The 25,765-nt window shown below is 51.0% G+C and carries 34 protein-coding genes; 4 read left to right on the forward strand and 30 right to left on the reverse strand.

Going from position 1 to position 25,765, the window contains the following annotated elements; genetic code table 11:
• Position 1 precedes the first annotated feature (1 nt).
• The 9 genes from LQ777_RS11130 to LQ777_RS11170 are packed head-to-tail and all read right to left on the reverse strand — an operon-like array spanning position 2 to position 7,281.
• Positions 2 to 1,990: a hypothetical protein gene (locus tag LQ777_RS11130; RefSeq protein WP_232562594.1), complete on the reverse strand. Its 1,989-nt coding sequence runs from the start codon at positions 1,988 to 1,990 to the stop codon at positions 2 to 4.
• Positions 1,991 to 2,034: 44 nt separating this feature from the next.
• Entirely contained in the window at positions 2,035 to 2,550 is a 516-nt protein-coding gene (locus LQ777_RS11135) for a hypothetical protein (RefSeq protein ID WP_232562595.1), read from the reverse strand.
• Positions 2,547 to 3,317, reverse strand: a complete 771-nt coding sequence (locus tag LQ777_RS11140; RefSeq protein ID WP_232562596.1) for a hypothetical protein — start codon at positions 3,315 to 3,317, stop codon at positions 2,547 to 2,549. The genes LQ777_RS11135 and LQ777_RS11140 overlap by 4 nt, the downstream gene beginning before the upstream one ends.
• Positions 3,314 to 3,643: a hypothetical protein gene (locus LQ777_RS11145; protein WP_232562597.1), complete on the reverse strand. Its 330-nt coding sequence runs from the start codon at positions 3,641 to 3,643 to the stop codon at positions 3,314 to 3,316. Before LQ777_RS11145 ends, LQ777_RS11140 begins: the two co-directional genes overlap by 4 nt.
• A 6-nt stretch (positions 3,644 to 3,649) precedes the next feature.
• Positions 3,650 to 4,081, reverse strand: a complete 432-nt coding sequence (locus tag LQ777_RS11150; protein ID WP_232562598.1) for a DUF5675 family protein — start codon at positions 4,079 to 4,081, stop codon at positions 3,650 to 3,652.
• The gene (locus LQ777_RS11155) at positions 4,065 to 4,631 is read right to left on the reverse strand and encodes a hypothetical protein (RefSeq protein WP_232562599.1); all 567 of its coding nucleotides are present in this window, start codon (positions 4,629 to 4,631) and stop codon (positions 4,065 to 4,067) included. Before LQ777_RS11155 ends, LQ777_RS11150 begins: the two co-directional genes overlap by 17 nt.
• 12 nt (positions 4,632 to 4,643) lie before the next feature.
• Positions 4,644 to 5,567: a DUF6712 family protein gene (locus tag LQ777_RS11160; RefSeq protein ID WP_232562600.1), complete on the reverse strand. Its 924-nt coding sequence runs from the start codon at positions 5,565 to 5,567 to the stop codon at positions 4,644 to 4,646.
• A complete protein-coding gene (locus LQ777_RS11165; protein ID WP_232562601.1) occupies positions 5,564 to 6,919 on the reverse strand; it encodes a hypothetical protein in 1,356 nt (451 codons plus the stop codon). Before LQ777_RS11165 ends, LQ777_RS11160 begins: the two co-directional genes overlap by 4 nt.
• A complete protein-coding gene (locus LQ777_RS11170) occupies positions 6,916 to 7,281 on the reverse strand; it encodes a hypothetical protein (RefSeq protein ID WP_232562602.1) in 366 nt (121 codons plus the stop codon). The genes LQ777_RS11165 and LQ777_RS11170 overlap by 4 nt, the downstream gene beginning before the upstream one ends.
• Positions 7,282 to 7,415: 134 nt before the next feature.
• Between LQ777_RS11170 and LQ777_RS11175 the strand changes: the two genes are divergently transcribed.
• Positions 7,416 to 7,640 carry a hypothetical protein gene (locus LQ777_RS11175; protein ID WP_232562603.1) on the forward strand — a complete coding sequence of 75 codons (225 nt, stop codon included), beginning with the start codon at positions 7,416 to 7,418 and terminating at the stop codon, positions 7,638 to 7,640.
• A gap of 385 nt (positions 7,641 to 8,025) precedes the next feature.
• On the opposite strand, the gene LQ777_RS11180 is transcribed toward LQ777_RS11175, so the two are convergent.
• The 21 genes from LQ777_RS11180 to LQ777_RS11280 form a co-directional block, all read right to left on the reverse strand.
• The gene (locus LQ777_RS11180; protein ID WP_232562604.1) at positions 8,026 to 9,768 is read right to left on the reverse strand and encodes a hypothetical protein; all 1,743 of its coding nucleotides are present in this window, start codon (positions 9,766 to 9,768) and stop codon (positions 8,026 to 8,028) included.
• Positions 9,769 to 9,770: 2 nt separating this feature from the next.
• Positions 9,771 to 10,337, reverse strand: coding sequence for a hypothetical protein (locus LQ777_RS11185; RefSeq protein ID WP_232562605.1), 567 nt, complete (start codon positions 10,335 to 10,337; stop codon positions 9,771 to 9,773).
• Between the two features lie 12 nt (positions 10,338 to 10,349).
• On the reverse strand, positions 10,350 to 11,102 hold the full coding sequence (locus tag LQ777_RS11190) for a hypothetical protein (RefSeq protein ID WP_232562606.1): 753 nt from the start codon (positions 11,100 to 11,102) through the stop codon (positions 10,350 to 10,352).
• Between the two features lie 59 nt (positions 11,103 to 11,161).
• The gene (locus LQ777_RS11195; protein WP_232562607.1) at positions 11,162 to 11,377 is read right to left on the reverse strand and encodes a hypothetical protein; all 216 of its coding nucleotides are present in this window, start codon (positions 11,375 to 11,377) and stop codon (positions 11,162 to 11,164) included.
• 1 nt (position 11,378) lies between these two features.
• Positions 11,379 to 11,900 (reverse strand): hypothetical protein, encoded by a 522-nt coding sequence (locus LQ777_RS11200; RefSeq protein WP_232562608.1) that lies wholly within the window; start codon positions 11,898 to 11,900, stop codon positions 11,379 to 11,381.
• 3 nt (positions 11,901 to 11,903) lie between these two features.
• The gene (locus LQ777_RS11205; protein WP_232562609.1) at positions 11,904 to 12,311 is read right to left on the reverse strand and encodes a hypothetical protein; all 408 of its coding nucleotides are present in this window, start codon (positions 12,309 to 12,311) and stop codon (positions 11,904 to 11,906) included.
• 55 nt (positions 12,312 to 12,366) lie between these two features.
• A complete protein-coding gene (locus LQ777_RS11210; protein ID WP_232562610.1) occupies positions 12,367 to 13,311 on the reverse strand; it encodes a hypothetical protein in 945 nt (314 codons plus the stop codon).
• Between the two features lie 57 nt (positions 13,312 to 13,368).
• Positions 13,369 to 14,670 carry a S49 family peptidase gene (locus tag LQ777_RS11215; RefSeq protein WP_232562611.1) on the reverse strand — a complete coding sequence of 434 codons (1,302 nt, stop codon included), beginning with the start codon at positions 14,668 to 14,670 and terminating at the stop codon, positions 13,369 to 13,371.
• A complete protein-coding gene (locus LQ777_RS11220) occupies positions 14,663 to 15,115 on the reverse strand; it encodes a hypothetical protein (RefSeq protein ID WP_232562612.1) in 453 nt (150 codons plus the stop codon). The genes LQ777_RS11215 and LQ777_RS11220 overlap by 8 nt, the downstream gene beginning before the upstream one ends.
• Entirely contained in the window at positions 15,060 to 15,665 is a 606-nt protein-coding gene (locus tag LQ777_RS11225) for a hypothetical protein (protein ID WP_232562613.1), read from the reverse strand. The genes LQ777_RS11220 and LQ777_RS11225 overlap by 56 nt, the downstream gene beginning before the upstream one ends.
• 255 nt (positions 15,666 to 15,920) lie before the next feature.
• On the reverse strand, positions 15,921 to 16,265 hold the full coding sequence (locus tag LQ777_RS11230) for a hypothetical protein (protein WP_232562614.1): 345 nt from the start codon (positions 16,263 to 16,265) through the stop codon (positions 15,921 to 15,923).
• Positions 16,243 to 16,647 (reverse strand): hypothetical protein, encoded by a 405-nt coding sequence (locus tag LQ777_RS11235; RefSeq protein ID WP_232562615.1) that lies wholly within the window; start codon positions 16,645 to 16,647, stop codon positions 16,243 to 16,245. Before LQ777_RS11235 ends, LQ777_RS11230 begins: the two co-directional genes overlap by 23 nt.
• Before the next feature lie 20 nt (positions 16,648 to 16,667).
• A complete protein-coding gene (locus tag LQ777_RS11240) occupies positions 16,668 to 16,976 on the reverse strand; it encodes a hypothetical protein (protein ID WP_232562616.1) in 309 nt (102 codons plus the stop codon).
• 6 nt (positions 16,977 to 16,982) lie between these two features.
• A complete protein-coding gene (locus LQ777_RS11245) occupies positions 16,983 to 17,393 on the reverse strand; it encodes a hypothetical protein (protein WP_232562617.1) in 411 nt (136 codons plus the stop codon).
• Between the two features lie 3 nt (positions 17,394 to 17,396).
• A complete protein-coding gene (locus tag LQ777_RS11250; protein WP_232562618.1) occupies positions 17,397 to 18,092 on the reverse strand; it encodes a hypothetical protein in 696 nt (231 codons plus the stop codon).
• 781 nt (positions 18,093 to 18,873) lie between these two features.
• Positions 18,874 to 19,188 carry a hypothetical protein gene (locus LQ777_RS11255; RefSeq protein ID WP_232562619.1) on the reverse strand — a complete coding sequence of 105 codons (315 nt, stop codon included), beginning with the start codon at positions 19,186 to 19,188 and terminating at the stop codon, positions 18,874 to 18,876.
• Positions 19,188 to 19,424, reverse strand: a complete 237-nt coding sequence (locus LQ777_RS11260; RefSeq protein ID WP_232562620.1) for a hypothetical protein — start codon at positions 19,422 to 19,424, stop codon at positions 19,188 to 19,190. Before LQ777_RS11260 ends, LQ777_RS11255 begins: the two co-directional genes overlap by 1 nt.
• Before the next feature lie 116 nt (positions 19,425 to 19,540).
• A complete protein-coding gene (locus LQ777_RS11265) occupies positions 19,541 to 20,065 on the reverse strand; it encodes a hypothetical protein (RefSeq protein ID WP_232562621.1) in 525 nt (174 codons plus the stop codon).
• 33 nt (positions 20,066 to 20,098) lie between these two features.
• Positions 20,099 to 20,425: a hypothetical protein gene (locus LQ777_RS11270; protein ID WP_232562622.1), complete on the reverse strand. Its 327-nt coding sequence runs from the start codon at positions 20,423 to 20,425 to the stop codon at positions 20,099 to 20,101.
• Positions 20,415 to 20,717, reverse strand: coding sequence for a hypothetical protein (locus LQ777_RS11275; protein WP_232562623.1), 303 nt, complete (start codon positions 20,715 to 20,717; stop codon positions 20,415 to 20,417). Before LQ777_RS11275 ends, LQ777_RS11270 begins: the two co-directional genes overlap by 11 nt.
• 21 nt (positions 20,718 to 20,738) lie before the next feature.
• Complete coding sequence (locus tag LQ777_RS11280) at positions 20,739 to 20,987, reverse strand: hypothetical protein (RefSeq protein ID WP_232562624.1); 249 nt, start codon at positions 20,985 to 20,987, stop codon at positions 20,739 to 20,741.
• 213 nt (positions 20,988 to 21,200) lie between these two features.
• Here LQ777_RS11280 and LQ777_RS11285 point away from each other — a divergent pair, with 213 nt between their 5' ends.
• The 3 genes from LQ777_RS11285 (at position 21,201) to LQ777_RS30590 (ending at position 25,343) form a co-directional block, all read left to right on the forward strand.
• Entirely contained in the window at positions 21,201 to 21,701 is a 501-nt protein-coding gene (locus LQ777_RS11285; protein WP_232562625.1) for a hypothetical protein, read from the forward strand.
• 436 nt (positions 21,702 to 22,137) lie between these two features.
• Positions 22,138 to 22,308, forward strand: a complete 171-nt coding sequence (locus LQ777_RS11290) for a hypothetical protein (RefSeq protein ID WP_232562626.1) — start codon at positions 22,138 to 22,140, stop codon at positions 22,306 to 22,308.
• A 464-nt stretch (positions 22,309 to 22,772) separates the two neighbouring features.
• Entirely contained in the window at positions 22,773 to 25,343 is a 2,571-nt protein-coding gene (locus tag LQ777_RS30590; protein WP_280059687.1) for a cellulose binding domain-containing protein, read from the forward strand.
• The last annotated feature ends 422 nt before the right edge of the window (positions 25,344 to 25,765 follow it).

Raw genomic sequence — 25,765 nt, forward strand, 5'->3', positions numbered from 1 at the left:
GTTACGAGGGTTCCTGATCACCGGTCCAGCTGCGGGCAACGGGCCTAAAGCCGACTAGATCTCTGATTTGTTGAAATGAGGCGCTGAGCGCGTTTAGATTGGCCTCCGTCACGGTTGGCACATCGGCCAGGCCCGCTTCGTCCCGGTTGGTGGGTTTTTGCGTCAGCTCTTTGTAGCTGATGGGAAGATCCTGTCGACGGAATAGCTTTGCTCCTGACTGCTGGGTGAGAAAGCCCAAGGTTTCGGGATTGGGCCGGGACGCTGCGTTTCTAAAATTTAAAATGTCAACTGGGGTGAGCGTCCGCACCGAATCGTCGATCGATGGGTCGCGCGTGAGCACGGGCTGGGTTGGCTGAATCGTTACCGTGCCAACGGGCAGGGAAACAACCGGCACGGTCTGCGCTACTTCCAGCGTATCTTCCGAGTAGTACTCATCCCGCTTAAGCAGCGAATAGGAGAAGCTGTGAGCAAACTGATTGTCGCCGTCTTTGAACTGCTTGATCTGTTTGCTGGTCAGACCAATGGCTACCGCTTTGGACCCCTTTACTTGGAAGCGGACGTACGCACAGTAAAAATCATCCCACCGGATCAGATCGGCCTGCAGCTGCCAGCCCGAGGTTACCTCGAAGCTCTGTTGACGCGAAACATTGTAATCGACAAACTGCGCGGCTGTTGGCGCGTAGTTGGACGGTAGTGCCCGTTCGGCCTGCTCGTAGAAGCGCTGCAACTCGGCTGAGCCTTTTCCCCAGGTAGTGATGCAATCGAAAGCGCCCAGGCTATTCTGGTAGGCAAAAAAGCGACGGTAAGGTTTGGGGTCGTAATCGACAATAAACCGATACTGGGCGCTGTAATCAGCCGAAGACGATCGGATTTTAACGTAGTACTCCTTCAGGTGTTTGCCAGCCGGAACACCAGCCAGTAAACCACGCTGGGCAATGCCAACGGCGTAGGTTAGTTTGTCTCCCTTTTTGAAGACCATAGCGGCCTGCACGCCGGGCACGTTTTGGGTGCTGTCATCGTCATACTTGACGAACACGTCCAGTGTGACGGGCTGAGGAGCATCTTCGCGCAGGTTAACGAAGGTTAGCCAGGCGGGTTCGTCGACGTAAATTTTGCGGGTAACCGGTCCAAACCGCAGGGGACGATCCTGGGCGGTAGTGGCTCCCTTAACGTAGTTGATCAGGGAAAACCCACCACTGGCCCGATGCTCAAAATCAGCACCGCCCAAATAGGCGTGCCGAATTGTATCGTTTTTGATCAGCGTAGGCTTGATCGGATTGCCCCAGGCTTCCCCGTAGGCGATGTAGTATTTACGGTGGGAGGTTTGGGATAGCTGGCCACCAGTAGACCCAAATGCGGGAATGTCCGCGCTCAGGTAGCCGTGCAGCAGATCGCCGGCATCAAACTCGCAGCGGCCATCGTCATCAGCTTCCACGTGCTGTTCGCTGATCAATTCAAAATCGTCGTCCCCAACACCATCGGTACCAGGCTTTTGCAGGTATACTTCAATGTACACCCCATACCGCTCCCGGATCAGCGCTTCGCCACCAGCTGGCAGGGAACCCGACACGTGAAAACCAACCGAATCGCCGTAGGGCTCGACCGTATAGGCCGTGCCAGGCCTTTTTGCCGTTAGCTCGATGATACCGAAGGGAGGTCCCGGATAGATAGCGACCGTAAAATCCTGCCGGATGGGATAGTAGCCGGTGAAGTAAGGCAGGATGCTTTCCAGGTAAGCCGCTGAGCCGTCACCCGCCGGAAATTCGCCCGGTTCGGTCGGATTCGTGCGGGCCGTCATAACGACTTCCTTATTGCCCCATTGAAGAACGAACTGATCGCCGTCAGCACTGCCCCGATCGTAGACCAGAATGGCGGTGACTGCTTTGATTCCGGTGCTTTCGTACCGACCGCTCCCCGTAAACTGGTAGCGCATACGCCCCCCTTTGGTGAGCGCAAATTCGTCGGGTGCAGAAACTAAAACAACGGCCATGCCGCGAAATTGCCTAGGGCGCGCGCGCTAATACAGGACAACAATCAATCCTGGTAAAGCACGTCGCTTTCGGTCAGGGTCAAGTTCACCGGCACCAGCCAGGTGAACTGAATACCATAGCCGTATTTATCCCCACCCACTGGGCCAATCTTCTGACAGGGAAACTTCCGGATCTCCATGCTGATGTCCTGATCAGCAAGCTCTCCGCTTTCGCTGTCCTGAATCATCAGCGCAATGGCTTTAAGCAGGATAGCCCGGTTTTGCCGGTACACTTCCCGTTTGCCTGCTTTACTGGCTGAGCCGCCTGCCTTGCTCATCACGGCCATACTGCCCACGATCTGACTGTAGTAGTTGTCCCGGCCAGCCGTTTCGATATCTTCCTCGAAATCTTCCCAGACCAGTACTGGATTCGGACCAAAATTAAAACTGATCACTTCCGTGGGGGAGCCAACGTCTTCCACAAAACAGAATGTTTTATTGGATTCGCTGTAGGCAATGTCCGCCAGCCGGCTGGCCAGGCCCTCGCCGTAGGCTTTATAGAACTCAGACAGATCGGTCATTTCTCTAGTTTTGCTTTAAGCTCCTCGTTTTCCTTCATGATCGCGTCCAGCGTACTCAGCACCAGAAACAGGTTTGACCGCTCCAACTGGGCAAACGTACCCAGGGCACTCGTCTGCCTGGCTAATGATAAGCCCACATCCAGCCAGCTTCCACCGCCATCACCCTGGCCAGATTGTTTAAACAAATGCGGGAACTGAGTCGGAAAGCGGTCCAGACAACCTTCAAAGTTCATCAGCACGCCCTGCTGAATTTCGACCGGTACTATAGACACTCGTTTAATTTGCTCAGGATGTTCCCGGATATCAAACAGCTTCCGATAGCCTTCGCCGGAGGGTTGAAAGAAAAACGCGCGGGGCCGGTAGAGCGAAGCCATTAATTCAGCCAGGTCTTCGGGTTGACCGTCCGACCGGTAGCGATCGCGCGCAGCCTGGGCGTACATAAACTCCCCGAAGGTCAGAAAGTCAAGCCCATCGCCGGGACCGATGTAGGTGCGTTTACCGATGCGCAGTTTAGGCAGCATCCACCGCTCAGGCCGTGTATCCAGAAAGTCAAGCAGGCTAATCAGACTCACCCGATTGTCATCGCTTAGCTTATGCCAGTACTTGTGGCCAATGCCGTACCAAAGCTCGAGCAACACCCACCGACCAGCCGGATCGGAGTCTAGACCGATCCGCCAGTTCAGTAGCTGCCGGAAGTGGCGGGGGGTGATATCAGCCCAACCAGCCGGGCCGGTGAATGTCTTAGAGCCGATCTGGACGGTGTTCATGCTGCTGCAGCTTTTGCCGCTGAGCTGCGCTGAGAGCGGTTTGTCCTTTCAACTTTCTGCTCGACAGCCGTCAGCCGGTTCTCCATATTCTTACCGCTATCGACTACGGATTTAGCCAGGTTGTCGACCGATGTAGCCAGTTGTAAATGGCTGGCGGAGTTCTGATTGACAATCTGAAACATCTTTTCCTGCGTTTCCTTGCGGTCATCAGCATGAGACTGAATCAATTCGGTGAGCTTTTTCCAAAGCGTGTAAATCATATACAGCGCAATGGCCGCAAAGGGGGAAATCCTTAAAATTTCGGTGATTATGGGTAGGATATCCATGCCATTTTAAGCGTTTACAATTGTGATAAATACGTCGTCATTCTGGGCTTCCGCTTCCCGCAGAAGATCCATGAGTAGCTTTAAGCCGACGGCTGAACGCTGTACCATGTTGCCCACGCGTTTTGTGCCCACCAGAATACAGCCGTCCGTATCTTTCGTCCAGTTACCGATGTGAATCCGGATGCCAGAAAAGAAGGGCACTTTTAAAAGCTCTGGGAGGACGATACCAAACCGTTTTGATTTGGTTAACTCCACTTTATAGCGACCAGCTGGAATCGCTGTTTCACCCCAAATTTTACCTTCACCTTTGGGGCCGAATCCCCGGATCGGGTCTTCCAGGGTAGCCAGGATCTGCACCGATTTATTTGCCTTGAAAACGGCTAAAACACCACCGGTATAGCTATCCGTACGGTCAATTCGATTAAGCAGCAGTTCCATTGCGGGGGGTGATTATAAATTTTCGGGTAAACGAATACAGCCCGAAAGCGACCGCTATCAAGGCAAATAGAACGATAGCCGCCGTTCGCCATCGTTCCATCCAGGTTTTGTACTTAGGATCGACACCCCAAATGGCTTGCTTTCTGGGTACTTTGGCCAGCACGTCCTTAGCAATAGTGGCCGAATCACACCCGCCCTCGACGCGCGTCTGATTCTTGTCCCGGTAGAGCCGTACCCAGCTGGTCCGATTATGCTCCTCGATGATTACGCGGCTGGTGTCGGTTCGAACAGTGATCACAGCCGAATCGCGGGGTATTGTAACCGCCACCGGTACCGTTACCATTGTGGTGTCCGTGACCGTTTGGCCGTACTTGCGAAAAGCAGACTCGAAAGAAGAGCAACCCGACAACAGGTAAGCGATCAACCCAGCAACAGCCAGCAATAGCAATTGATACCGGCAATCACGAATGGCATTAACCAGGTGAATTAACGCCGTGATGGCGATCACCCGCAGGGTGCAAAACAGGACTCGAAATAGGACACGTGTCATAAGAAACGGTGGTTAAAAACTAACAATAGGTCGATTAATGATTGGGCTACCGCCGGAGGCCTCCGGGGAAGGGTTCGAGGGCGTATCGTTGATCAGGCCAGCTAATTCAGAAAGGAACCGGGAAGACTGCTCATCGAAGTAGGTGATACTACGCTCCAGTGACTTATCACTGGGAGCCGATCGGTAATTGGTCGTTAGCGATTGGGAGATGGCCAGCACCTGAACGCCGTCCTCGGTGATGCTCACCAGGCGTTCGCGCAGGGCACGGGCAACGGTCAAATACACCAGCGCGCGACGGGCAGCATCCAGCTGATCAGCCTGCTTATCCGTTAGGCTCGTACCCAGCAGGCCGGTCAGTTTATCGCCCAGCATCCTGCGAACCGACGACTCCGCCGTGCGCATCGATGCGGCCAGGGTCGAGAAAATCAGCCGCGACGATTTGATGTTGTAGTACCGGTTAAAAATCGCAGCCGATGGGATCAGTTTGCTTTTTTCCTGCTTGTACTCCTCCGATTCTTTGTAAGCTGGAAACGTGTCGAGATTCTGGGCCAGGAACTCCAGCAGCTGCTCGATGCCGTCAAAAATGGTATTCTGCAGCGAACGCGTCATGCGGTCGACCTGCCACTCAAACGCATCGTTGGTATCCGCCGTCTGGGTACGCATCAGTCCCAGATCGGTAATCCGGGCCGTGTTCAGACTGGCATAGCGGAGTAGGACCAGGGCGGCCATCGGCACCCCGACCAGGTTTAGCAATTCTTCTTCGTCCGGATTTGTCGCTCCGTTTTCGCCCAGCTGATCCAGCAGCTGATTGCCCACAAACGTGGAAAGAAACCGCTGGGCTGGTCGAAACGAAGGTGATAGCTGCTCGTGACCGACATCCCCCGAAAAATTAACGAAGCTGCGGACCTGCTCGACCGAGTTAAATATTAGGTTCATACGGCAGTCTCTTGTTTAGCGGTGGTGGCACCGGTGCTCTGGGGAGTCATCACCGTATCCCGAAATTTGAAGGTTAGGCGGGGGAACCGCTTCTTCCAGCCGTTGTACTCCGCGATAAATTTGAGGGGTTCCAGAATGCGGGACCGGTAGGGCGTGGATTTGGCAATGAAGATGTTGTACGCCTGGTTTTTATCCGAGCCGCCGGAGCGCTGGATATCTTTCGACTGAAAGCCAAACAGGGACGGATCGGTGCCCAGCGCATAAAGCAAATTAGCCTGGCCATCGGAGTAGTCTTCGTTGTACTTATTATCCTTCTCCTTATCGTCCAGGACGTGAATGACGACGCCTAATTCGTTCTTGTTATCGTCGAACCACTTGTCGGTTAGAATTGCTTTGTTGGCATTTTCAACGTTGGTCAGCGATTCGGTCATGCCTTTCAGGAACTCATCCCGGATAGCCCGTTTTGCGTCGAAATTAGACTCCGTCCAACGCTCACCGTACACCCGCTCCCAGTACTCCTCCGGCACTTCAATGTGATAGCGCAGGGCCATCTTATTGACCATGCCGAACTTTTTAAACTGGGGAATGCTGGCCAGATAATCCAGCCAGCCCGACGTGCGCACAGCATCCCAAGCCGGCAGCTGGTAGTAGCTCTTACCCGGCGAGGGAAAACAAAGCGGATAAATGAACTTGGGATCTTTCTGGCCACGTACCCACTCGATCCGGTCAGAGCGGTAGGGACTAATGGCCCGAATGAGTTCTGTATCCGCATCGTCTGCGGTTGCTTCGGGCCAGTTGGCATTGAGGTAGACTTTATCCAGTGCACCGGTGCGCTCATCCATGCGGCCCCAGCGGCAATACGCTGTTTCGTTGTTATGCAGCTGGTTGATCTTTTTGCGGTCCCGGCTCATGCAGAACTCCGGAAAGCCGTTCCACCACCAACCCATATCGACCGAAGCCTCCAGCAAGTAACGCTCGAAGGTGGTATCGGTTAAGAAATTGTAGATTTCGTCATCGTCGATCTCTTCATCCGAGTTCAGCGAGGCCGTGGCCATTACGCCACCGGCAACCCAGAGCGCTGCTTTGTCGGCGATCGCCTGGGGGATGATGGTTGACTTGCTGGCCAGCTCAATAATTTTCTGGGGATAGTCATTACCCTCACCCCAGAACGTAATTTTATCGTCACCGGGCGAAAGCATCCGGCGCTTGACTGGCTCAGTGGGCATCACGCCCAGTTCAGCGGGTGAGGTGGGCGTCCCTTTCACGGTAGGGAATCCTTTCAGTGAAACAACCGCCCGAGCCGCTGGCAATAGAGCGATATTCCCCGCATCGTTTAGTGTAACTTCACTCATCGTACCGACTGACCGTTAACTTCTAGGATTAAGTGGAGGTGGATTTTGCGCAGCTGATCGCTGCCAACAGCCCGGATCAGCCGGGTCCATTTAGCTTTGAGCGTTCGTTTGGCCTTCTTTTTGGGGCCAACCTGCTCGAATTGTTCGGTTTTTGTAACCCGACCGCCGTTGACGTGCCAGACGGCCTTTTCATAGCGAATGATCTCGCCACCGGTGCCTTTGTCTTCGTCAGCTGTGCAAAAAGCGATGGCGAAGGGTATAGGAACCCCCCGCGCATCGCAGCTTTCGATGATTGCCAGAGCCTCCTGCCAGGAGAGTAGTGTCGTCGGACGTGTGGCAGACTTACGGTTTACATGGCTCATCGTCGTTTAAGTGAAGCGTTCGGGTTACGGACCGAAATAGGGCGGCAAGTTGCGCCCACAGCGGGGCGAAAAACAGGACAACAATCAATCAGCGTGCACCGCTAATCTCAAAATTGAAATGGCTACCTTTAGGCATGGCAACGTTTAACACCAACAACGCCCTGCGTTTGCTGCTTTACGAGGAAGAATACCTACAGTACTGGCTCGATGCCGGCTACACCAAAGCGGACCGCGCGCGGACCCGGCATCGATTTAAAAATGATCAGCTGAGTCTGGACTTGATTGAGGAGATGCTCGACAAGTGCGGCTTCAAAGTCGCGCAGGAGAAGAAATGGAACAAACCCCAGAAAAAGCTGTGAGTTTGATTCAATCACCTGGCATGATTGGCCCTGCAATTCTGAAAAAACCCAGAAAAACGCGCAGTTTCCGTTTTACGCTTTTTTGAGGGTTAACCGTCGTGCGCTCAGATGAATAGCAGTGAATCGCGTTTCAAATTTGATACGAAAATTTTAGCCTGTTTTTCAACGATTTTCGGCTAAATGGCTGATTTGTAAGGGTCGCTTGCCTGAAAATAATGGTATATCAACTTTTCCCGGTTTCCTGACCCCGCTACGCACTACCGGTGAGTGCAGTTGCAGGGGGTGGCGGGGGTCGTGCATATATGATTGGGCCTTCGACCGGGCCAAATAAAAAGCCCAGCCTTGAGGCTGAGCTTATCGTCATGCTTGCAGTCGATCTTGTAGTCTAGTTACCAAAGACAGCACCCAATAGGTCGGTCTTACCAGGCTCCACAATGGTTAGATACCAGAACACGGTATCCATTGCATCGGTATAGTGGGTGGTCTCATCCTGGGGTACTTCATCGACGTACTTCTCATCCGTCTTATCTTTCTCAAAGCCATTCCTACCCTCTTTGACCTTTGCATTGCCCATTGCCTTCACAACCTTACGCATGTTCTCCCGGTTGAAGCGTTGCTTGGCAAAGCGGGTGTCGATCTCTCTGAGGCACCAGCCCCAGGCCAGGAACCTGGCATCGTGCGAGGGTACTTTCGAGAAGTACTTGGTCTTGACCTTCCAGCCAGCAGCCTTCAGTCCTTTGATCACTTCATCCGCATAGGTCATCGGGGACTTACCATCCTTACCAACAGCTGTAGGGTCATACACATAGGTAAGCTGCTTTTTGTAGAAATAGCGGTAATACTCCACAAACCGGGCTACTACATCCTGTACCTTATCGGGGTACAACACATCAAAGGATTTGAGGTACCTGACTTCATCAAAACCTGATTTATTCATCAGGTGTAGTTTTGAAAAACGCTGGCCAACAACAATACCGTTAAAGCTGCTACCATAGTCCATTCCGATGGTGAGCGGCTGGTTATGGTCCAGATCCGCATCCTTCCGGCAGTCATTGTACGATTCCCCCGCTATAACCCGTTTGTCGACAAAATTGTAATCCGTCGCGTCGTACTGGTGATGGTGCTGGTCAAAGTCCGGATAGAAGCCGTTATCGACGCCATCCTGCTCTTTATTAAGAATAAACGCATCGAAAGCGCTGGGCTTAAACATGCGTTTCTTTTCCCTAAAATAAGCCAGGCCCAACGCGTGCACGTTGGCAAAGCTGGAAGCGGCTGCATAATGGACCAGCCCTTTACGAAGCTCATTCAATTGGCGCTCGTAGCTCTCGATCCGTTTGAGCCGGGCCGCATTGCGCGCGCGGGTTTTGAGCCGCAGTCGTTCATTGTAAAGCTCAAGCTGAATAGCCAGAATCAACTCGATGGCTTTCTGGTGGTGTGGCTTGAGTGACTCTTCTCTGTCCTTTAGAATCCATTTAGCCTCCCGCTCGGTCGGCATATCGGTGGTAAAGGTCACGCTGTGATGTTCCGGGATATCGCCATAACGTTCGTAACCGCCCCGGTTAATGGCCATCACTTCCGAATCGAGTTTATCCTTTTTAAACGTTTTGGCTTCGTCACCCAGAATAGCCGAGATGCTCATACCATTGGCAGAGCCGGGCCGGTCCTGGCTGACCATGCGAAGAACCGACACGCAGTCGGTTCCCGGATTACGCATAAAAATAGAGTGGTGCGGATCGAGCGGAGCGTTGTAGGGCAAACGCAAATTATACTTCTTATCAGGAAAGCGACCCTGCCAGAAATCGACGTTGCGCACGTAGCCCAGCGCTTCCATACCCTCCATGAGTTCGGGCAATGTGCGGTCCATGAGTTGCACATAGGTAGCGCCAATGACAACGATCGACGAACGCGCTAATTTCTTTAGCAACTGATGCAGTTTAGGAGCCAGCACACCCCGCGTTTTTCCGGTACCACGTCCGGCCACAACGGTGGTGTACTGCGCCCCGATCGCCAGACAAATCATCTGGAGATAGTTAAAGTGCATTCGTTTTTGCTCCCGTAGGTCTTCTTCAGGACTGATGGACGCCTTTGGGGCCGGAAGACTATCCCGGCGCATGAGTTGTTGATTCATGGCTATAAGGGTTCTTCGTCCTGAATTAAGAGCTCTCGCCGGGCGGCTTCTTCACCGATAAATTTGGCGACCGTTTCGAATAGTTTCGGGATTGGCTTAGCCCCGATCAGACGCGGGTCGAAATCGATTAGCAGTTCGATGTTTTTGCCCTGGTTGTCTTCTTTCTGCTCGACTTCATCACCGACGCCCATTTTCTGCAGGATCGCATCGCACTGAGCGACTACTTTATAATCTTCAGCTAGGGAAGCCTTCACGCGGTTATCCCGGATCTGGGCAACCAGCATGATGCGATCCCACTCCTTATTGGTTTTTTCCATCGATGCAAAAAACCGTTTCATGTTGCGCACGTCGCGCCAGGCTTGGGGTTCACTGACTTCACAATCTTTCATCAGAAAGTTGACCGTGAAGGAATCTGTTAGCGGTCGCTGGGTTAGGACAAACTCCCTGGCTTTCTTCCAGCGCAAGAGTTCAGCTTGCAGTTCAGGCGTAAGGGGGTATTTGTCCTCATCCTGGTACCACTTCATGATCTTGTCAAAGATCAGCTCGAAGCGGGCTTCTTCGGTTTTCATAAAAGCTACGGTTTAGCCCGCTCCGGGCGGGGGCGAATCATGGTTGCTCTTTAGCTCTAATTGTTGTTTACGGGCCAGGTACAGATCGTACTGGACTTGATAGGACTGACGTTGCTCAGGCGTCAGGTTCTTTTTCTTCAAATAGCCTTTATAGCGGCTCACATAGCTACGTGTATTGAGTAGGAGCGACCGCTGGTCGACGTCCTGTTCAATGGGTTGGGGTAAATAGCCGTACTGGGTAAAGAAATCCAGCTGACTGTATAGCTCATCAAGTTGAAGCGTCAGGCGTTTAACCTGGTAGGCGTATGGCCGGCGTTGGATCTGGGCCGCTTCACTATTGCCCAGGTGCTCATTGGCCCGAATCCAGGCTTTGGCATCCGTGCGCAGATCCATCAGCTGAAAGATCTGTCGACGAATACTTTGCACCGCTTCGGGTTCATCCGTTGGGGGCGTTTCTACGCGCAGCGGATTGGTCGTAACGACAACAACGGAATTACTCCCGGAGCCGTAATCCATCGACACCGCCAGGGGAGCCGAAGATTGTTTTGCTGCCAAGGGCGAAAGATCCGGCCCAGGCTGCAGCATACTATTCTGTTTGTTGCACCAGGCGGTTAGTTCAGTCTCTAACCGGTTACGGGTATACGCATCTTCGCCCATATCCAGAACACTCAGGGCAAAGCCAGTATAACCTGTTTCACGTAGCAGAATGAGACCAGCCTCGTAGTCGCCAGAGGATGTTAGCCAGGAAGTAATGCGCTCCAGCATGATGATTACTATAAAAAATAGCGGACGTAAAGACGGCCGCTATTTTTAGGTAGATTCGGTTAAATCGTTTTTTGGACCTTATCCCAGCCAAGCCGATCCAGCAACTCAAGAAGCCCCAGATTATCGGTTAGCTGCTTAATGGTGTAGCTCCGCTGCAGCAGCGGGATGTATACTTCCGTTACACCCTTTTTGATACCGACCAGCTTATAGGTTGCTGGACCCAGCGGTGTGGAAGCTACCTCCGTCACCACCGGGGCTTTGTCTCCAGGCTGCATCTTAAGCTGGATCAGCGGCCATCGTGATGGTCGACGCTTTGTACTTGATCTTGTTAGCGGCAAAGCAGCTATACTTGAAGTTCCAGCCACGTCCGTCACCCGAGTTCTTGGTTGCATCGTACTCCGGCATGATCTGAACCTGAAAATCAGCATCACCTACCTGGAAGAGTTCAGGAATACCTGGTACGGGGACCAGCGCAATCCAGCGCTCGTTTTTAGCATCGTTGGCGAATGCTTCGATTTCATCCGATTCACCAGGGTGATAAAACTCACCTGTTACGTCGAAGCTGTTGCGGTCAGGACCGCCCAGGGGTGAATACTTCACCGTACCCGTATCTTTCGTTACGTACAACTCAATGAAGCCTTTACCCACTGGGAATGTATGCGCTTCAGTGATGTTGTATTTTCCAGCAGCTGGCTTCTGAAGAATCAGAAAGTCCAGAAAAGGCGCTAACAAAATACGCTGGGCCGTACCACCCATCCGGCTCACTTTACCCGGATCTTTGATTGATTTATAGGCCATCGGTTAATCCTGTTTTTCGATTAAAAAGCCCGCCTGAATGCTAACAAGCTCCTTTTGAAGTCCTTTATTGCTGATCAGATCAGCCACCGTGTAGGTCTCACCTTTGTACTTGAAAGACTTGGCGTGCACCTCAAATTTTTTCTTGTTCACTTCGATGATGGGGTGAGACGACGGTTTGGTCTCCAGTTCATTCACCCGCGCCTGCAGCGAAGTAATCGTTTCTTTCTGGCCGGTGATGACGCTAGCTGCTTCGCTAAGTGCACCAGCGGCATCGTCTTTGGCTTCGAGGGCAATATCCAAGGCGTCTTTCGTAGCCTGATGCGCATTCTTCTCAGCCTCCAGCTGAGCCAGAAGTGACTCCACGGTCACCTCTGGCCCTTCCCCCGCAGGGGATTCTTTTATTTCAGACATGTCGGTTTGTTATCGGTGAGTTAGGGTATAAAAAGTAAATCGGTAGGACTACCGACTACTCCTGATCATTACAGAAAATAAGCTCAGGTAAGATGAAGCCAACGCCATACCACCAGTCGGTTAGAATGTTGACCTGACGCTTATCAGCCTGTACGTCGAAACGCTTCTGGTTCTGGGTCTTTTTCTTCAGGACAATGCTGTTGTCCTTTGGCGTACAGAAAATACGGCTCTTGCCTTGCATCGACGCCCGGCCTACGATCGTGATATTGGTATCTTTAACCGTATCGTTGAGCGCGTTATCGACTGTGTCCTTGCCATATACTTTGCGCAAACCACGACGGTAGCGTTTTTTCAGACGCTCGTTCATGTTGAGCTCCATTGGCTGGCTCCAGTACTTCTCATCGATCTGATCGCACAAATCCTCGACATACTCAACCATTTCAACCTCATCGGTTGGTACGACGCCCATCGTAATAGGTGTGGTCCGCGTGCCAGCAATATGCTGTTTGATGATGGTCAAGAAACCGTCCATACCAGCACCAGCAGCACCTACTACACCAGCTGTTGGCTCAACGCGTACACCTTTGCCGATTTCGAGCGTTTCCATATCGTCTTCAATCTGGTTGACGATCTGCTGCTCGATCCACCAACGCACAAACGGCCAATCCTTCGGACTGACGTTGTTATCGGCCAGAAAACCTAGCCAGCTGGCTTCCAGATCGTGCGGAGTTTCCGAGGTGTCCACTTTGTGGTGGAACATCTTAATTTGCACCGGATCAAAAGCGAGTGGGTTGATGGGCGTAAAGCCTTTTTGATACGCCTGTACCAGCCGGCCAAAGGAAACCTTACCCGCCTGCCAGATCGTGTCGTCAGTCAGCTGGGTGGTGAACATACTTTCGGAGGCCAACTTCCGGCGCAACACCTGGTAAAGTCGGCTAATGTTTTGTCCCCGATCCTGGTAATACGCACCATATTCGGTTACTACATCCTGAATATCCATTTTTTAGAAAGAGTTACGGAATTATAAATTGATTGGTTATTTGCGCGAAGCCGCGTTTTATTTTGTCTGCGATGCGGCAACGTTGTCCCACAGCCAGCTGCCTTCCAGGGATTTGTTATGAGCTAGGTTAGCGATCGTTTTGTCTGAATCGCTCTGCTCACCCGAATCCGCCTGGACTTCGTTTTTCTTTTGCACCTGCGTTTTTTCGGCTGCGTTCATCGCGCCGTATTCTTCCGCTTTTTCTTTAAATTCATTACGCTCGGTGGTCAGCGTACTGACTTTGTTATTAGCCGTCGTTAGCTCATTGGTCAAACGAGTTACTTCAGCCGTAGCCGTTGCCAGGGCTGTGGCATCGCCAGCGCCTTTATTGGCATTCTCAACAGCGGCATCGAGTTGGGACTGTGAAACGATGGCCAGTCCGGGGTAGGCGGCATTCAATTCGGTATTGATAGCCTCCAACTGAGCGTCGGACAAATCGGCTGCAGCCGTACCTTTCACCGCTGCCAGAGCGGATAATTTTACGTAACCTAACATGGTTGTACGGGGGGTTGTGTTTGAAGTTGTCGTAGAAAAAGATTTGAACGCTGATTTCAGATCAGCAATACCGTCGATCAGACCGTTCTCCAAGGAATCGGTACCATTGAATAATCGACCCTTGAGTGCGGCTTCATTAATGCCAGGCCGGCGCGCTAACACGTAATCGATGAAGCGCTGGGCTTCGGAATCAGCGGCCTGCTGGAGTAATTTGAAATTACCGTCAGCCGCCTGGCGAAATTCTTCGTTTTTCTGGGTCGACTGTTTAGCGTAAAGCTCTTTGGTCACGATACCCATTTTATCAAAGTACTTGCTCCAGTCCTGATAGGAGATCAGCGTACCAATCGAGCCAGCCCGGTCGTTTGGCCGGCTGGCATAGATGGCATCACAGGCGCAGGCGACCATGTAGTGGGCCGAAGCGGCCATCCCGTAGTCGATAAAAGCAAACGTCGGTATGGGTGAAGCCTGGATCTTATCCGCCAGTTTATTGCCGGCGTTAGCGGCCCCACCTGGACCATTGATCCGCACAATCAGCCGGGCTGCATTGGGATCGGCATAGATCATGTCCAGCTTCGCGCACAGGTAATTCACGTAGTAGTCGTAAATCACACCCGTGATGTTAAGGATAACGGTACTACCTTCTTTCTGCGCAGCCGGGTAGTAGATCCAGTTCGGATCAGCGTAGTGAATTGGATCTTCGTCAATCTCCAGCGCAAGCACCCCATTGCCCGAAACAAGCTGAGCCAGTAACATGGTGCCGGCTTCGCGTTCAATAAGCCAGGGCTGGGCCATAAAGGCCATCAGATCGAGATTGTGTCTAAGCATACGCAGAGCGCTGGGTGGAAGTCCCTTTGAGGTTGAGATCATAGCCACGCTGGCCCGGTACGTCGGGATCAGTGCCCAGTTCGTGGCTGAAGGTGAGTGCCTCGTCGGGCAGACCCACAATGCGAACAAGTCCGCTGTTATCAGTAAAGCGGACGATTAATTTTTCGTAAGCAAACAGAGCATCGATAGCCGCAGATTTGACGGCATTATCGTCAGGCGAAAAGCCCTTAATTTCGAAGGAGTATAAACGACCGTTATCGGTGTGCTGGCTACCCATGCGGTACTGGAGCGTACCCTGGGTGCAATAGATACGCGTCCAATCGAAGCCGGCTTTGAAGGTAATAGCACCAGGGACCTGCGTAGGCTCGACCCCCACAGCCGCCACTACATCAAGCCACCTGCCTCCGCCCGGATTCCATTTGCCACTGCGTGCTATCTCGCTCATGGGGCAAGATTACGAACTCAGCATCCGGCGAAACAGGACAACAATCAATCGGCATAACGGGCGTGCTGTCAGCCGCCAACGAACCTGAACACATCGACCGGCGATTCCGGGCGTAATAACGAAGGGCGGTTTGCAAACTCAGTTCCTCCTCGGTAATGCCGTAGCGATTCAAAAACCGCTCGACTGAGGCTTTGATGCCCATCCCGTAGCTCATGCGCAGGGTGACTTCTTCGGCCATTTTTTCGAAGAACATCTGGCGGACGAAATCATTAAAAACCGAGATCTTCTGGGGCGTCAGTTTGGCTCCGGCTCCGTAGCGTTGCACCCAGGCGGGAATACCAATCGTCAACTCGGCTGTTAGCCGGCTGTACTTGCGGGGTAGGCGCGTATCAAAATGACAGTAGCGATCCAGGCTGTTGTAAAGAAAACCAGCGTAGGGGTTCGAATAGCCGCCTAGCGTAAAGGGCTCTGTGTTGTACTGAGAAGAAAGGAATTTTAAAACCAGCGGATAAACCGGGATCGTAAACGTTGACAAAGGCGAAGGGGTCATTATGCTGAAGCGAGTGGGGGTTAACTGGAGCGAAGCTAGTTACCCTTTACCAGTCGATACAGGACAACAATCAATCGTGTTTCGTTAACACCCTAAATTTAACAACTGTGACGCATTTGTACGGTATGATATAATGAAAATATATTCTTTGCCTTGGTAGTTCTAAAAAAACGTTAGGCTGCTCAATTATGGCAGCCTAACGTTAAGTATCTCCAGAAACGAAAAGTTAGTGATACCGCAAAAGTTCAAGACTTTTTATGGTGCCGAAATGTACTCCTCGTAGGGATGGGGGATGAATGCCTGATCGATGCAGTACTGGATGATCTGCTCATCGCTGGGTATCTTCCAGACTGAGGAATCTTCAACAAGTACCGCTTCAATAACGCTATTTGGCACAATAGCAAAGCCCATTAGCGCAGTAATCATGGCCGTCAAATCTTTAATCAAGAGTTGATAACCCAGACGCTTCTTGTCGTTTTTGATCCATAGACAGAATCCATCCCGGTAAATTTCGTAGTCAGTAAGGTTTAATCGAGTTGCGAATAACTCGCTGCGGATTTTAAACAATGCGGCCATATTACACGATTTCTTCAGTCTCATACCCCCAGTCCTCCAGTTGAGTCAGCAGTTGTACTACTGCCGTCATGTCGGGCCGTTGGGAGATAAAATTTCCCCACAGCGTTTTGAAATTGGCATACCGATCACCTTCGCCTACAAAATCCTCGCTCAGCTGATCAAGCTGCTGCTGGGTCAACTCAGCCAGGTTCTTAAAAACAGGTTCCTCGTACAGATCAGAATGGATAAGCCGGGACTGATCAATCCTCTTTTTAATCTCCTTTGGTGATTGCTTTACCGAAAGCGCATGTTCACTAATAAGATTCACGCACGTGCTGTCACCTAAATCAGCTAATTGAGATATGGACGATGGCATCACGTAAACTATTCTGTCGTCGTGCAGGGTCAATTCAATGAGATTGTACATGGTTGAGTAAGTTGAAAAGTTTACGATTCATTAGACCATTCCTGACCAGCTAGATAAGGAGCTACTAGATTGCGGCCCGACCAGTCCTGGCGGCTACAGGCATCTTCTAAAATGTCCTGTGGGCAGTGCTGGCATAAATGGGATACTTTATTCATATCCTTATCGCACAGATCCGACCATAAAACGTATAGGTTAGTCCCCCTAATGGTTGTTGCTTGCTCAAGCATTCCAATGATTGGGGCTGATATACTGACATAAGAATTGTAAAGTTGAATAAGGAATTGCATGGCTCCGGGATTACCGTTAGCCCAACTGATTAATTTTTGCATGCTGATTTATTCGATTAATCGACCTGGTTGCTTTAAATTTTGTGTCGCTTCATATACCCACCCTGTCACGGTTCCTACTTCTACATTGAGAAGGCTACCGGATTGGTAGTTGATAATGGCCTGATCGAGTTTGCCCAGAAATGAGCGTTGGAAGGGAGATAGGCAATCTCTTTGCATATCTTCATGTAAAGCTTTGGCAACAGCCACAGGCATGCTAACCGCATATTCCTTTTGAGCAGACTTACCACCCCAGGACAGTATGCGCTCCATATTCCAGGTTTTGGCGTACTGGATGATCACCAGTTGCGAAACAGTTCGCTGGGTTAAGGGTAGCTGCTGAACACCTTTGAACGTGTGTAGGTAGCTGATCAGACCCGCGCACTCACTGGGGAAAATTTTAAGCGTGATCTTTGCCATGCGCTAAACGGGTCTGGTGTGAAATGCCTGAATCTTCACTCTGAAAAACTCCTGTACCTGTCCATGAGGATGACCTTCGCGCAGTAGCTTTTCCATGTATTTCATCAGTGCATCCTCGTTTTTGAACGTCCGGCTTGGATCGAAGGGGTCTTTTACAGCTGCCTGCTTACTGGAATCAGGAATGATAGCTGTTCCGTTTGGAGCGTTAGACTTGCCACCCGTGGGGAACATTTCGGTACCATAGTTATAGACAATCGGGTTGTAGAGATCTTTTAAAAACTTCATCAACCAGGCTTCAGTAATTATCACTGGCTCAGGCATGAACCGGGTACCGTACAAGCTCATCAGCTTCACGCTATCATTATCGTCATCCGAGAAATTGCGATAGAAATCGATTCGGTATCCTTCAACGATGTACTTGGGCTTTAGCCGAGTAATACAGTTCAGAAGCAGTTCCTGCTTATTGGCCTTTTCAGCCATTCCGAACGGCTTTGAGTAGCCGTAAAGGGTTTGCAGGCGAGGCCGGTAGATCTTCCAGCTGTAGGTAGAGCCGGGCCGTTCAAACTTGCCAAAGTTCTTGATAAACGTACTTGAATTTCCCTCCGATGGCTGTTGAGTTTGGGGCTGGACTTCTGGATTAAAAACGGGTTGGACAAGTTGTCCGATAGACGTTGGTCGGTTACTTCTTGGGCTTTCCATAACAAAATAATATTTGGGAGGGACACAGGCTAGTAGGTGCGTTTTAAGGCTTCCTGTGGGATTTGTTGGCAGAGATGGGGCCGGTCGCGTTTTTCGATTTTTTTCGCGCATTGTACACTTGTACAGATGTACATTGTACATATTTCCGGTACATAGAACATCTTAAAAGTTTCTCTTACTGAAGGGTGCACTTTCAGTGCCTTTACAGTACAGTAAAACCGCACTTAAAAAATAGCCGCTTAGCTATTAGGGCAATACTTTCTCCGGTCGGCTCCTGAAAATCTTTTTTTTCAGTGCGTAGCGGTTACGGGATGCGCGTGAGCAATTAGACCGATCCGATTTGCAACTCAGACCAGGCATCCTGGGGCGATATGTGGCCTCACGTAGTTACGTAGGGACAAAAAGGTACTGGGCGAAGGTTTTTCGCATGATGATACGTTCGTTAAAGAGGCACGAGTTGTGCCTGGCGGCAGGGAGCCGGACTCGAACCGACAACCGCAGCATTTAAAGTGCTGTGCTCTACCAATTGAGCTATCCCACCGTGTGTAAACTACCGGGCCAGATCGGGCCAGCCCGGTAGTCTGCTTCTATCCACACCATTACCTCCTTTCAGGTTCAACCAATCGGAGGTCTACCATAACAGGGTAGATCGTTTGTCAGCCACGTGGCTGAGCCAATGTCTTGCTGATAGGGCATAATTGCCTACCTTTGCCCGTTGCGTTTCCGCAATAGTTAATTATGAGATTACTTTACAGCTCTCTGCCCGTGGTAGCGGGCTGTTTTATTTGCTACCAAACAGATCCAGCTGGTTTAGCTTAGCCAGCTTACCAAACCTCACTTTCCAAGCATTGTCAGCCCGATCATAAGCGAAGTGACACCGTGGGCACATCGCCATCAACTGCTCGTCTGTCGTCTGCTCAGGCATCCGGTTCAGGTGCGCCGTCTGGAGCTTCACTTTCTTTCCGGTTACCGGGTGCGGCTGGCCATGCTCGGCTCCGCAGCCCTTCACCTCGCATCGACCACCCGCCCGAATGAATCGGATGCGATGACTGATCTGTTTCCAGTCAGGCGGGTAGCGTTTGCGATCAATAGCCATTAGCCTAACTCCGTCATGCCGTCCAAACCACGACGGCGGTTTAGCTCCTGCTGAATCCGGTTTGCCACATCTTGGCACCAGAGAATAGCTCCCTGACCGATTAGCGTATTCACCCAGTGCGAACCGCTGATGGTGTTAATTCGCCACTCGATTACCACCAATGAATCATCCAGTACTGGCGTTGGTACCTCGCTGTCAACCAGACCGGTATCGACTATGTCCTCGACTGTACGCATGACGCTTTATATTCTGTTTGTGCCAACGTATGTTGCTGTTGGTAAGCCAGATACAGGCTAGTATTAAACTCAGCACAAGAATTTCATACAGCCAATGGGCGTGCAGCTGTAGCCACTCAATTAGTTTGATCGTTTGCATGATCGGTTCGTAAGATCTTGGTACTGGACAACATAGCCTTCATTACTGCCTTCAAACTCATCTTCAGCGTAAATACCGAAACGTCCTTTAATCTGCTCGTGCCGTGCGTGGCCAGCCAGCGCAGTTCCTTGCTCAGATACTTTCTGAGTAGCTTATAGTGCTTTGCTTTAAGAATAAACTGGGTACTGTCGGGAGAAGAAGGCCGGTCGGGATCTCGGCAGGGAAGTACTAATTGTAGCTGCAGAAGTTCAGGGAGCGTACAATCAAACGGTGTGTAGTTGATAGCTGGCAGATACGATGTTTGCTGGTAATCTTTATTGATCAACAGGTGCAAACAATGAAAACCTAATTGAACATTATAATCTATATCGAGCACCGCACTTTGAAAACCAAGCGGTTTAGGACTGGTAAACTTGGCAATACGTGCCGGGCTTAAGTGAGAAAACATACGTCGGGCCAGGATCGAGGCCAGTGACTGGGGTTGATTGTTCTGCGTTTCCATTTTATAGTTATTATGAGAAAATTGGGTAATGCGTTACTGACCTTCCGCCTGCGGAACGGGCCGAATAAATTCTTTAGCCTGGGGGAAGGGGGGATCAAGCTGCGCGTCGACGAAGTGCTTATTAACGTCACCCATCAGCCTGTTAATGATACCGATCATCTCGACCGCTTCGATACCGATTTGCTCAAAATCAAACCAGATCCGGCCCTCTTTCTGAGGGTCTTTATATAATCCGACCAGCAGTACGCCGTCGGCTTTCAATGACTCTATAGCGTGTTGCCCTAAACAGTGGAGGTGATACTGGTGGTAGATCTCCTCTTGCTTCTGTTTGTTGATAGCGTCTTGGTTCTTAGAATCCATAGCGAGGAGTAAGGCTTTTAATGATAATCGGATAAACGCCTTTCGCATCTACGACATAGATGTTACCGAATCGCTCCGGGTCGGTAATGTCAGGCTGTACAAACAGCCGCTGGCCTACGCGGTAACTCTCCAGGCTGGCCAGCGGTAGCTTTAAACCAACTTCGATTTGAGCCGGTACGTCGATGAAAGCCTGTACCAAAACGCTGTCGGGTGTTTCCGAAAAGCGAGTAATTGTTTTGCTACCGCAGCTACTAAGAGCCAGGCAGAGAGCGGAGAAAAATAAAATTTTCATATATCCATTCACATTTTTGGTCTAACTCTTATTAACCACTCCGAACATCGGAGCTGTATCAGGCATGTGCGCAATGAAGATGTCCCGGACTGGGGCCTTCACCTTGTGCAAATTGTAGCCATGTTTACTAGCCGCATCGAGCCAGTACCTGAAAACACCCGCTTTTTTGAGAGCCAGGATGATTTCTGCACGTAAAATGGGATTCGCATCTTGATAAATATCCCAGAGTTTATTCTTACGCGTGGTTGGTTTTGAAGCGGTTGTTTCCATTGCTATAGCCTAGTTTGCAGTAACTATTAAAGTTCTAATAGCCAATACATTTTGCAGCGTTTAGCACAATTATTGGCGTCAATTACTAATTTTGGTACTCATTACAACTTAAATCGGTAATGCAATACTAGATTTTATTGGAACTGATTCCAAATTTTGAATCAATAAAATTGAAATAAAAAATGCACGTTAATATTTAAACGCTGATTTTCAATGGAATACAATTTCGGAGAGAAGGTTGAGCGGTTACTAAATGAGAACGGAAAGACAAAAAAAAGTCTTTACGACCATCTGAAAATGACCGCAAATGGTTTCGATGGGATGCTTAAAAACAACAGTATCTCTGCCGTTAGGTTAGCGCAGATTGCAGATTTTTTTGGAATGCCAATTCTATATTTTTATGGAACGGATAGCGCTCAAAGTGATATCGTAGAAGATTTTGGCGACCAAGTAACCAGAAGAATGGCTCAAAACATTGAGGAAATTAAACATTTGTTTGAGGAAGAACTCCGAGTGAAAAATCAGCAGATAGCTGGATTGCAGCGAACGGTTGATGCTTTAGTGGGAAAGTTTGAGGGTGATACCGATCAACCGACTTCGAACTACGAAGCTGCTCAGGAAAATGCTAAACGTGCCTATTTACAACTAGGACTTGCTCTTGTAGATGCACCTCGGCAACTTGCCCCTAAGCGACCAATCGTGGCTTCAAAGTAGGCATCACCCCGTTAACCTAAGCGGTTAACACGGTTATTAAGAAGAGGTTAGATAGTTAGGGTCAAATCCCTCGCTCTCTGCTAATGATAAGCGTAACGCTGTGAAAAACAGTTAGTTACGCTTTCTTGTTTTTAGGTGTTGCAATGTCGTTTTAACTGCTGCCACAACCCTTCTTTTTACGCGTACTCATAGGCTATTTGTCAAACGGAACCTCCTAGAGACATCACTCGCTGAATTTAATCGTCACATCGCCTTACCTGGTTATGTTGACGGTAGGCATTTCGGTCTCCCGGCCCGCAAGCATATAGTCAAAGCATAGAACGGGGGGCAACTGGTAACTTTATAAATCAGACAAAAAAGCGTTGCCTGGCTGCCTAATAATGCGTATTTTTAATGGAGAGCAAGTGGGTCTAAATACGATGTTTGTTGCGGTACAATGAAGGATTCAGTGATTCGGCCCGGTGATCGGGTGGTGGTTATTCGCATGGTTCGTGGCTACGACCGGGGTACTTACTATGCGACCGTGGTACGCTGGACCGATGGCGGGCGGATTACGGTTCTCTCGGACAACGTTAGGAAAGGGGGTAAAAGTGGTTTCACCCGATAACGTCAAGAAGCGGTGATTACCTACGGATTTAACCAACAGGTTAAGGTTTGACTACGACTGATATTAAACTTGTCGATATAAGCAATCAATTACCGAATCTTGACTTAATAAGTGTAAATAAAAACTGCCCGGCTCAGCTTGAAGTCGGGCGGTTTTTTTGTTGGGCTATGTCTTGCCAAGCGATGGACAGGGAGCGGCTTACTTAAAGTAAAACTTTACTTGTTGTGATAATGCTACCCAGCAGAACAAGCCCTTTTATAGTTGTAGAAGGGCTTGTTTTACCGCCATTTGGGAGAAATGTTATGGTTTTTGGGCGATTTGTTATCGTCCGATGGCTTGGCTCTGGTCTACTTTTGTCTCGCAGCGCAAGCGGGTGCTGACCTGCATCAAGCGGTTGTATACCCTTACGTTTTACTAACTATTTTTTTGGCGGGCAGGATCACTAACCCCCTGCACCAACGCGTATGAAAACACGATTTACTCGTAAAGCCCGGCGGCTAGCAGCTTGCTGGCAATGGGGACTAGCACTGCTTCTAGGCGGCAGTGTAGCCACAGGCGTTCAGGCCCAGAACTCCGGATCGGTGACCACCACCCAGAGCTTTTCCTATACCGGCCAGATCGAAACATGGATGGTACCGACGAGTGTTACCTCCTTAACCATTGAAGCGAAGGGGGCTGAAGGGGGGGACATTGTCAACTCGATAGTTTCGGCGGGCAAAGGCGCCATCGTGATGGCCCAGATAATCGTTACGCCGGGTCAATCGCTGAGTATCCTAGTGGGTCAGCGCCTGGATGGGCGAGCTGCCGGGGGCGGTGGCTCGTTCGTGGTTGGTCCGGGTAGTCCAGGTAATCCTACCCCCCTAGTGATCGCCGGTGGCGGCGCGGGGGCGGCGGATCTCGATTCTCCGACCAAGCACGGCCGAACCACAAATGATGGTGGTGGTGGTGGTACTGCTGGTGGTAGTGGTGGTACTGCTGGTGGTGGTGGTAGTGGTGGTAGTGGTGGTGGTGGTGGTGGGCTCCTGGGTAATGGTACTGGTGATGGTGGTGGCAAAGCCTTTATCAACGGAGGAGATGGCGGCTCTAGTGCTAGTATAGGTAGTTTTGGTGGTGGTGGTAGTGGTAATGGTACTGGTGCTGGTGGTGGTGGTGGCTACTCTGGTGGTGGTGGTGGTGGCTTCTCTCGTGGTCGTGGTAGTAGTGGCGGGGGGGGCGGCTCGTTCACGGCGGGTACTCGGCTGTTTGAACGGAGTGGCGCTACCGATGGTAACTCGGGCGATGGCCTAGTTACCATCACTTATGTATCCCCTTGTACGCCCTTCACCGTCAACCTGCTCGATGATAGCCCCCTGACCTGCGTCAAGAAAAGCGTCACACTCACCACCACCCGCGGGCCTACCGGGGCAACCTATGCCTATAGCCCAGGCGCTCAGGCTAGCTCAACCAGCAGTGCCACCGCTACAGTGACCAACTCGGGTCCCTATAGCGTCACGGTAACTGTACCCGGCGGCTGCTCGGCCACGGCCACGACGAACGTTACCAGTAACACCATTGCTCCAGCGGCACCCCTCATTGCTACCCAGTCGGGCGGGCCTTACCCAGCAAATGTGAGCAGTCTGACTATTTCTCAAAATACGGGCAACGTGATCCTGGCCGTTTCGGGTTGTCAGGACGGTACTATCAACTGGAACGGAGGCAACAGCCCCACGTTGGCGGTCTCAACGGCTAACCTGGGCACGCAAAGCTTTACGGCTACCTGCACCAGTACCCAGAACGGCTGCACCAGCTCCATCGGCACCGCCACGGTGACGGTCGTTGCGCCCACGCTCAAAGTACTTTCACGTGATCCTGATAATGGGCTCTTGAACACTAACACGCTCAAGCCCTATCTGTTGCTGCAAAATGCGGGCACTACGCCCATTCCCTACAACACCATCACCCTACGCTATTGGCTGACGACCGAGGATAATGTCGGTCTGGTCTTCCAGAAGAACTACGTGCAGATTGGGCCAAACAACCTCAACCTGCGCTACGTACCACTGGCTACTCCCCGTCAGGGGGCCACGGGCTACATCGAGTATAGCTTCACTGCGGGGGCGGGCAGTCTGGCACCAAACGGCGATTCGGGACCGCTGGAAGTGCAGGCCAACAAGCAGGATTACAGTAACTTCTTCCAGGGCGACGACTATTCCTATAGCACCAACGGCAGTTATACGCTCAACCCCCGCATCACGGCCTACCAGAACGGCACCATCTTCTATGGTCAGGAGCCTACTTCTGTCAACTCGCAGACGGCGGTGCAGGTCTATTCAGCGCCCAAAGAGGGAATCACTGCTTATCAGGTGCAGCCCCGGCTGGAACTACGCAACACGGGCAACGTAGCCCTGTCAGTCCCTGATTTTCGATTACGCTACTATTTTACCTCCGACAACAACCAACCAGCCAACGTCTATGTCGATTATGCCGACATCGGCGCGGCCAACGTGCGAGCCCGGGTGATCAAGTTACCCGCGCCAGTCGGCGGAGCTGACAGCTACGTCGAGTTGCGCTTTACCGGTGGCCCCCTGACGCTCAATCCAGGCAGTAGCTTAGGAGCCATCGATCTACGGATTGTGCGATCAGACAACGGGCTTTTTGATCAAAGCAACGACTACTCCTATGCGCCTAACTACAGCGGTCTGGGGCTGAACAATCGCATCACGGTGCTGCTCAACAACCGGCTTATATTTGGCACTCCTCCAACGGGTGCACCGGCCCGGGTAGGGTCTGATGAGCGGGTCGGGTCGTTGTCGGTGAAGGTGCTGGGTAACCCCGTAGTCGGTCAAACAGCCGAGGTCGAGATAAGCGGTGTGAGTGGTCAGGATGTACAGCTGAAGCTAGTCGATCTGCAGGGTAAAACGCTGCACGGTCAGAGTATCAAGCAGGCTGGTTTAGTGGAACGGATCAGTTTACCAGTGGGTAACGCCCAGGGCATTCTCTTACTGGATGTGAGCACAGCAACCCAGCGTCAGCAGGTCAAGCTGTTGCGGCCCTAGGATAGTCAAAAAACTAGTCCATAAGAAGCCCGGCTAGTCTCCCCGCTGCCGGGCTTCTTATAGGTATAAAACCCGTAAAGCCACAATCGTCACACAAACGGTAATTATTGGCTAGACAAGCCTAGACGTGATTTTAGGAATAGGCCTGTCATTAAGCTAGAGGTTGGGGCTGTGTCATTTATTGGCTCTGGTGGGCTGAATTTTATGATTAATAAGGCGTATTGACCCGTATTTGTTACAATTCGGATAGTGTTTGGGCGATTTTGGATAGTTGCACCCCTAGCCTCGGTTTATCTTTGCTGCCGCTTCCCAGGACATTTGTTGATTCATATGTACAGGAATTAATGATTGATAAGGCGTAGCTAATGAGGTCACGTTCAGCTAAAACAGCCTCATTTTCGTTACTGTATATATGTAAATAC

Source organism: Spirosoma oryzicola (genome assembly GCF_021233055.1).
GTDB lineage: Bacteria > Bacteroidota > Bacteroidia > Cytophagales > Spirosomataceae > Spirosoma > Spirosoma oryzicola.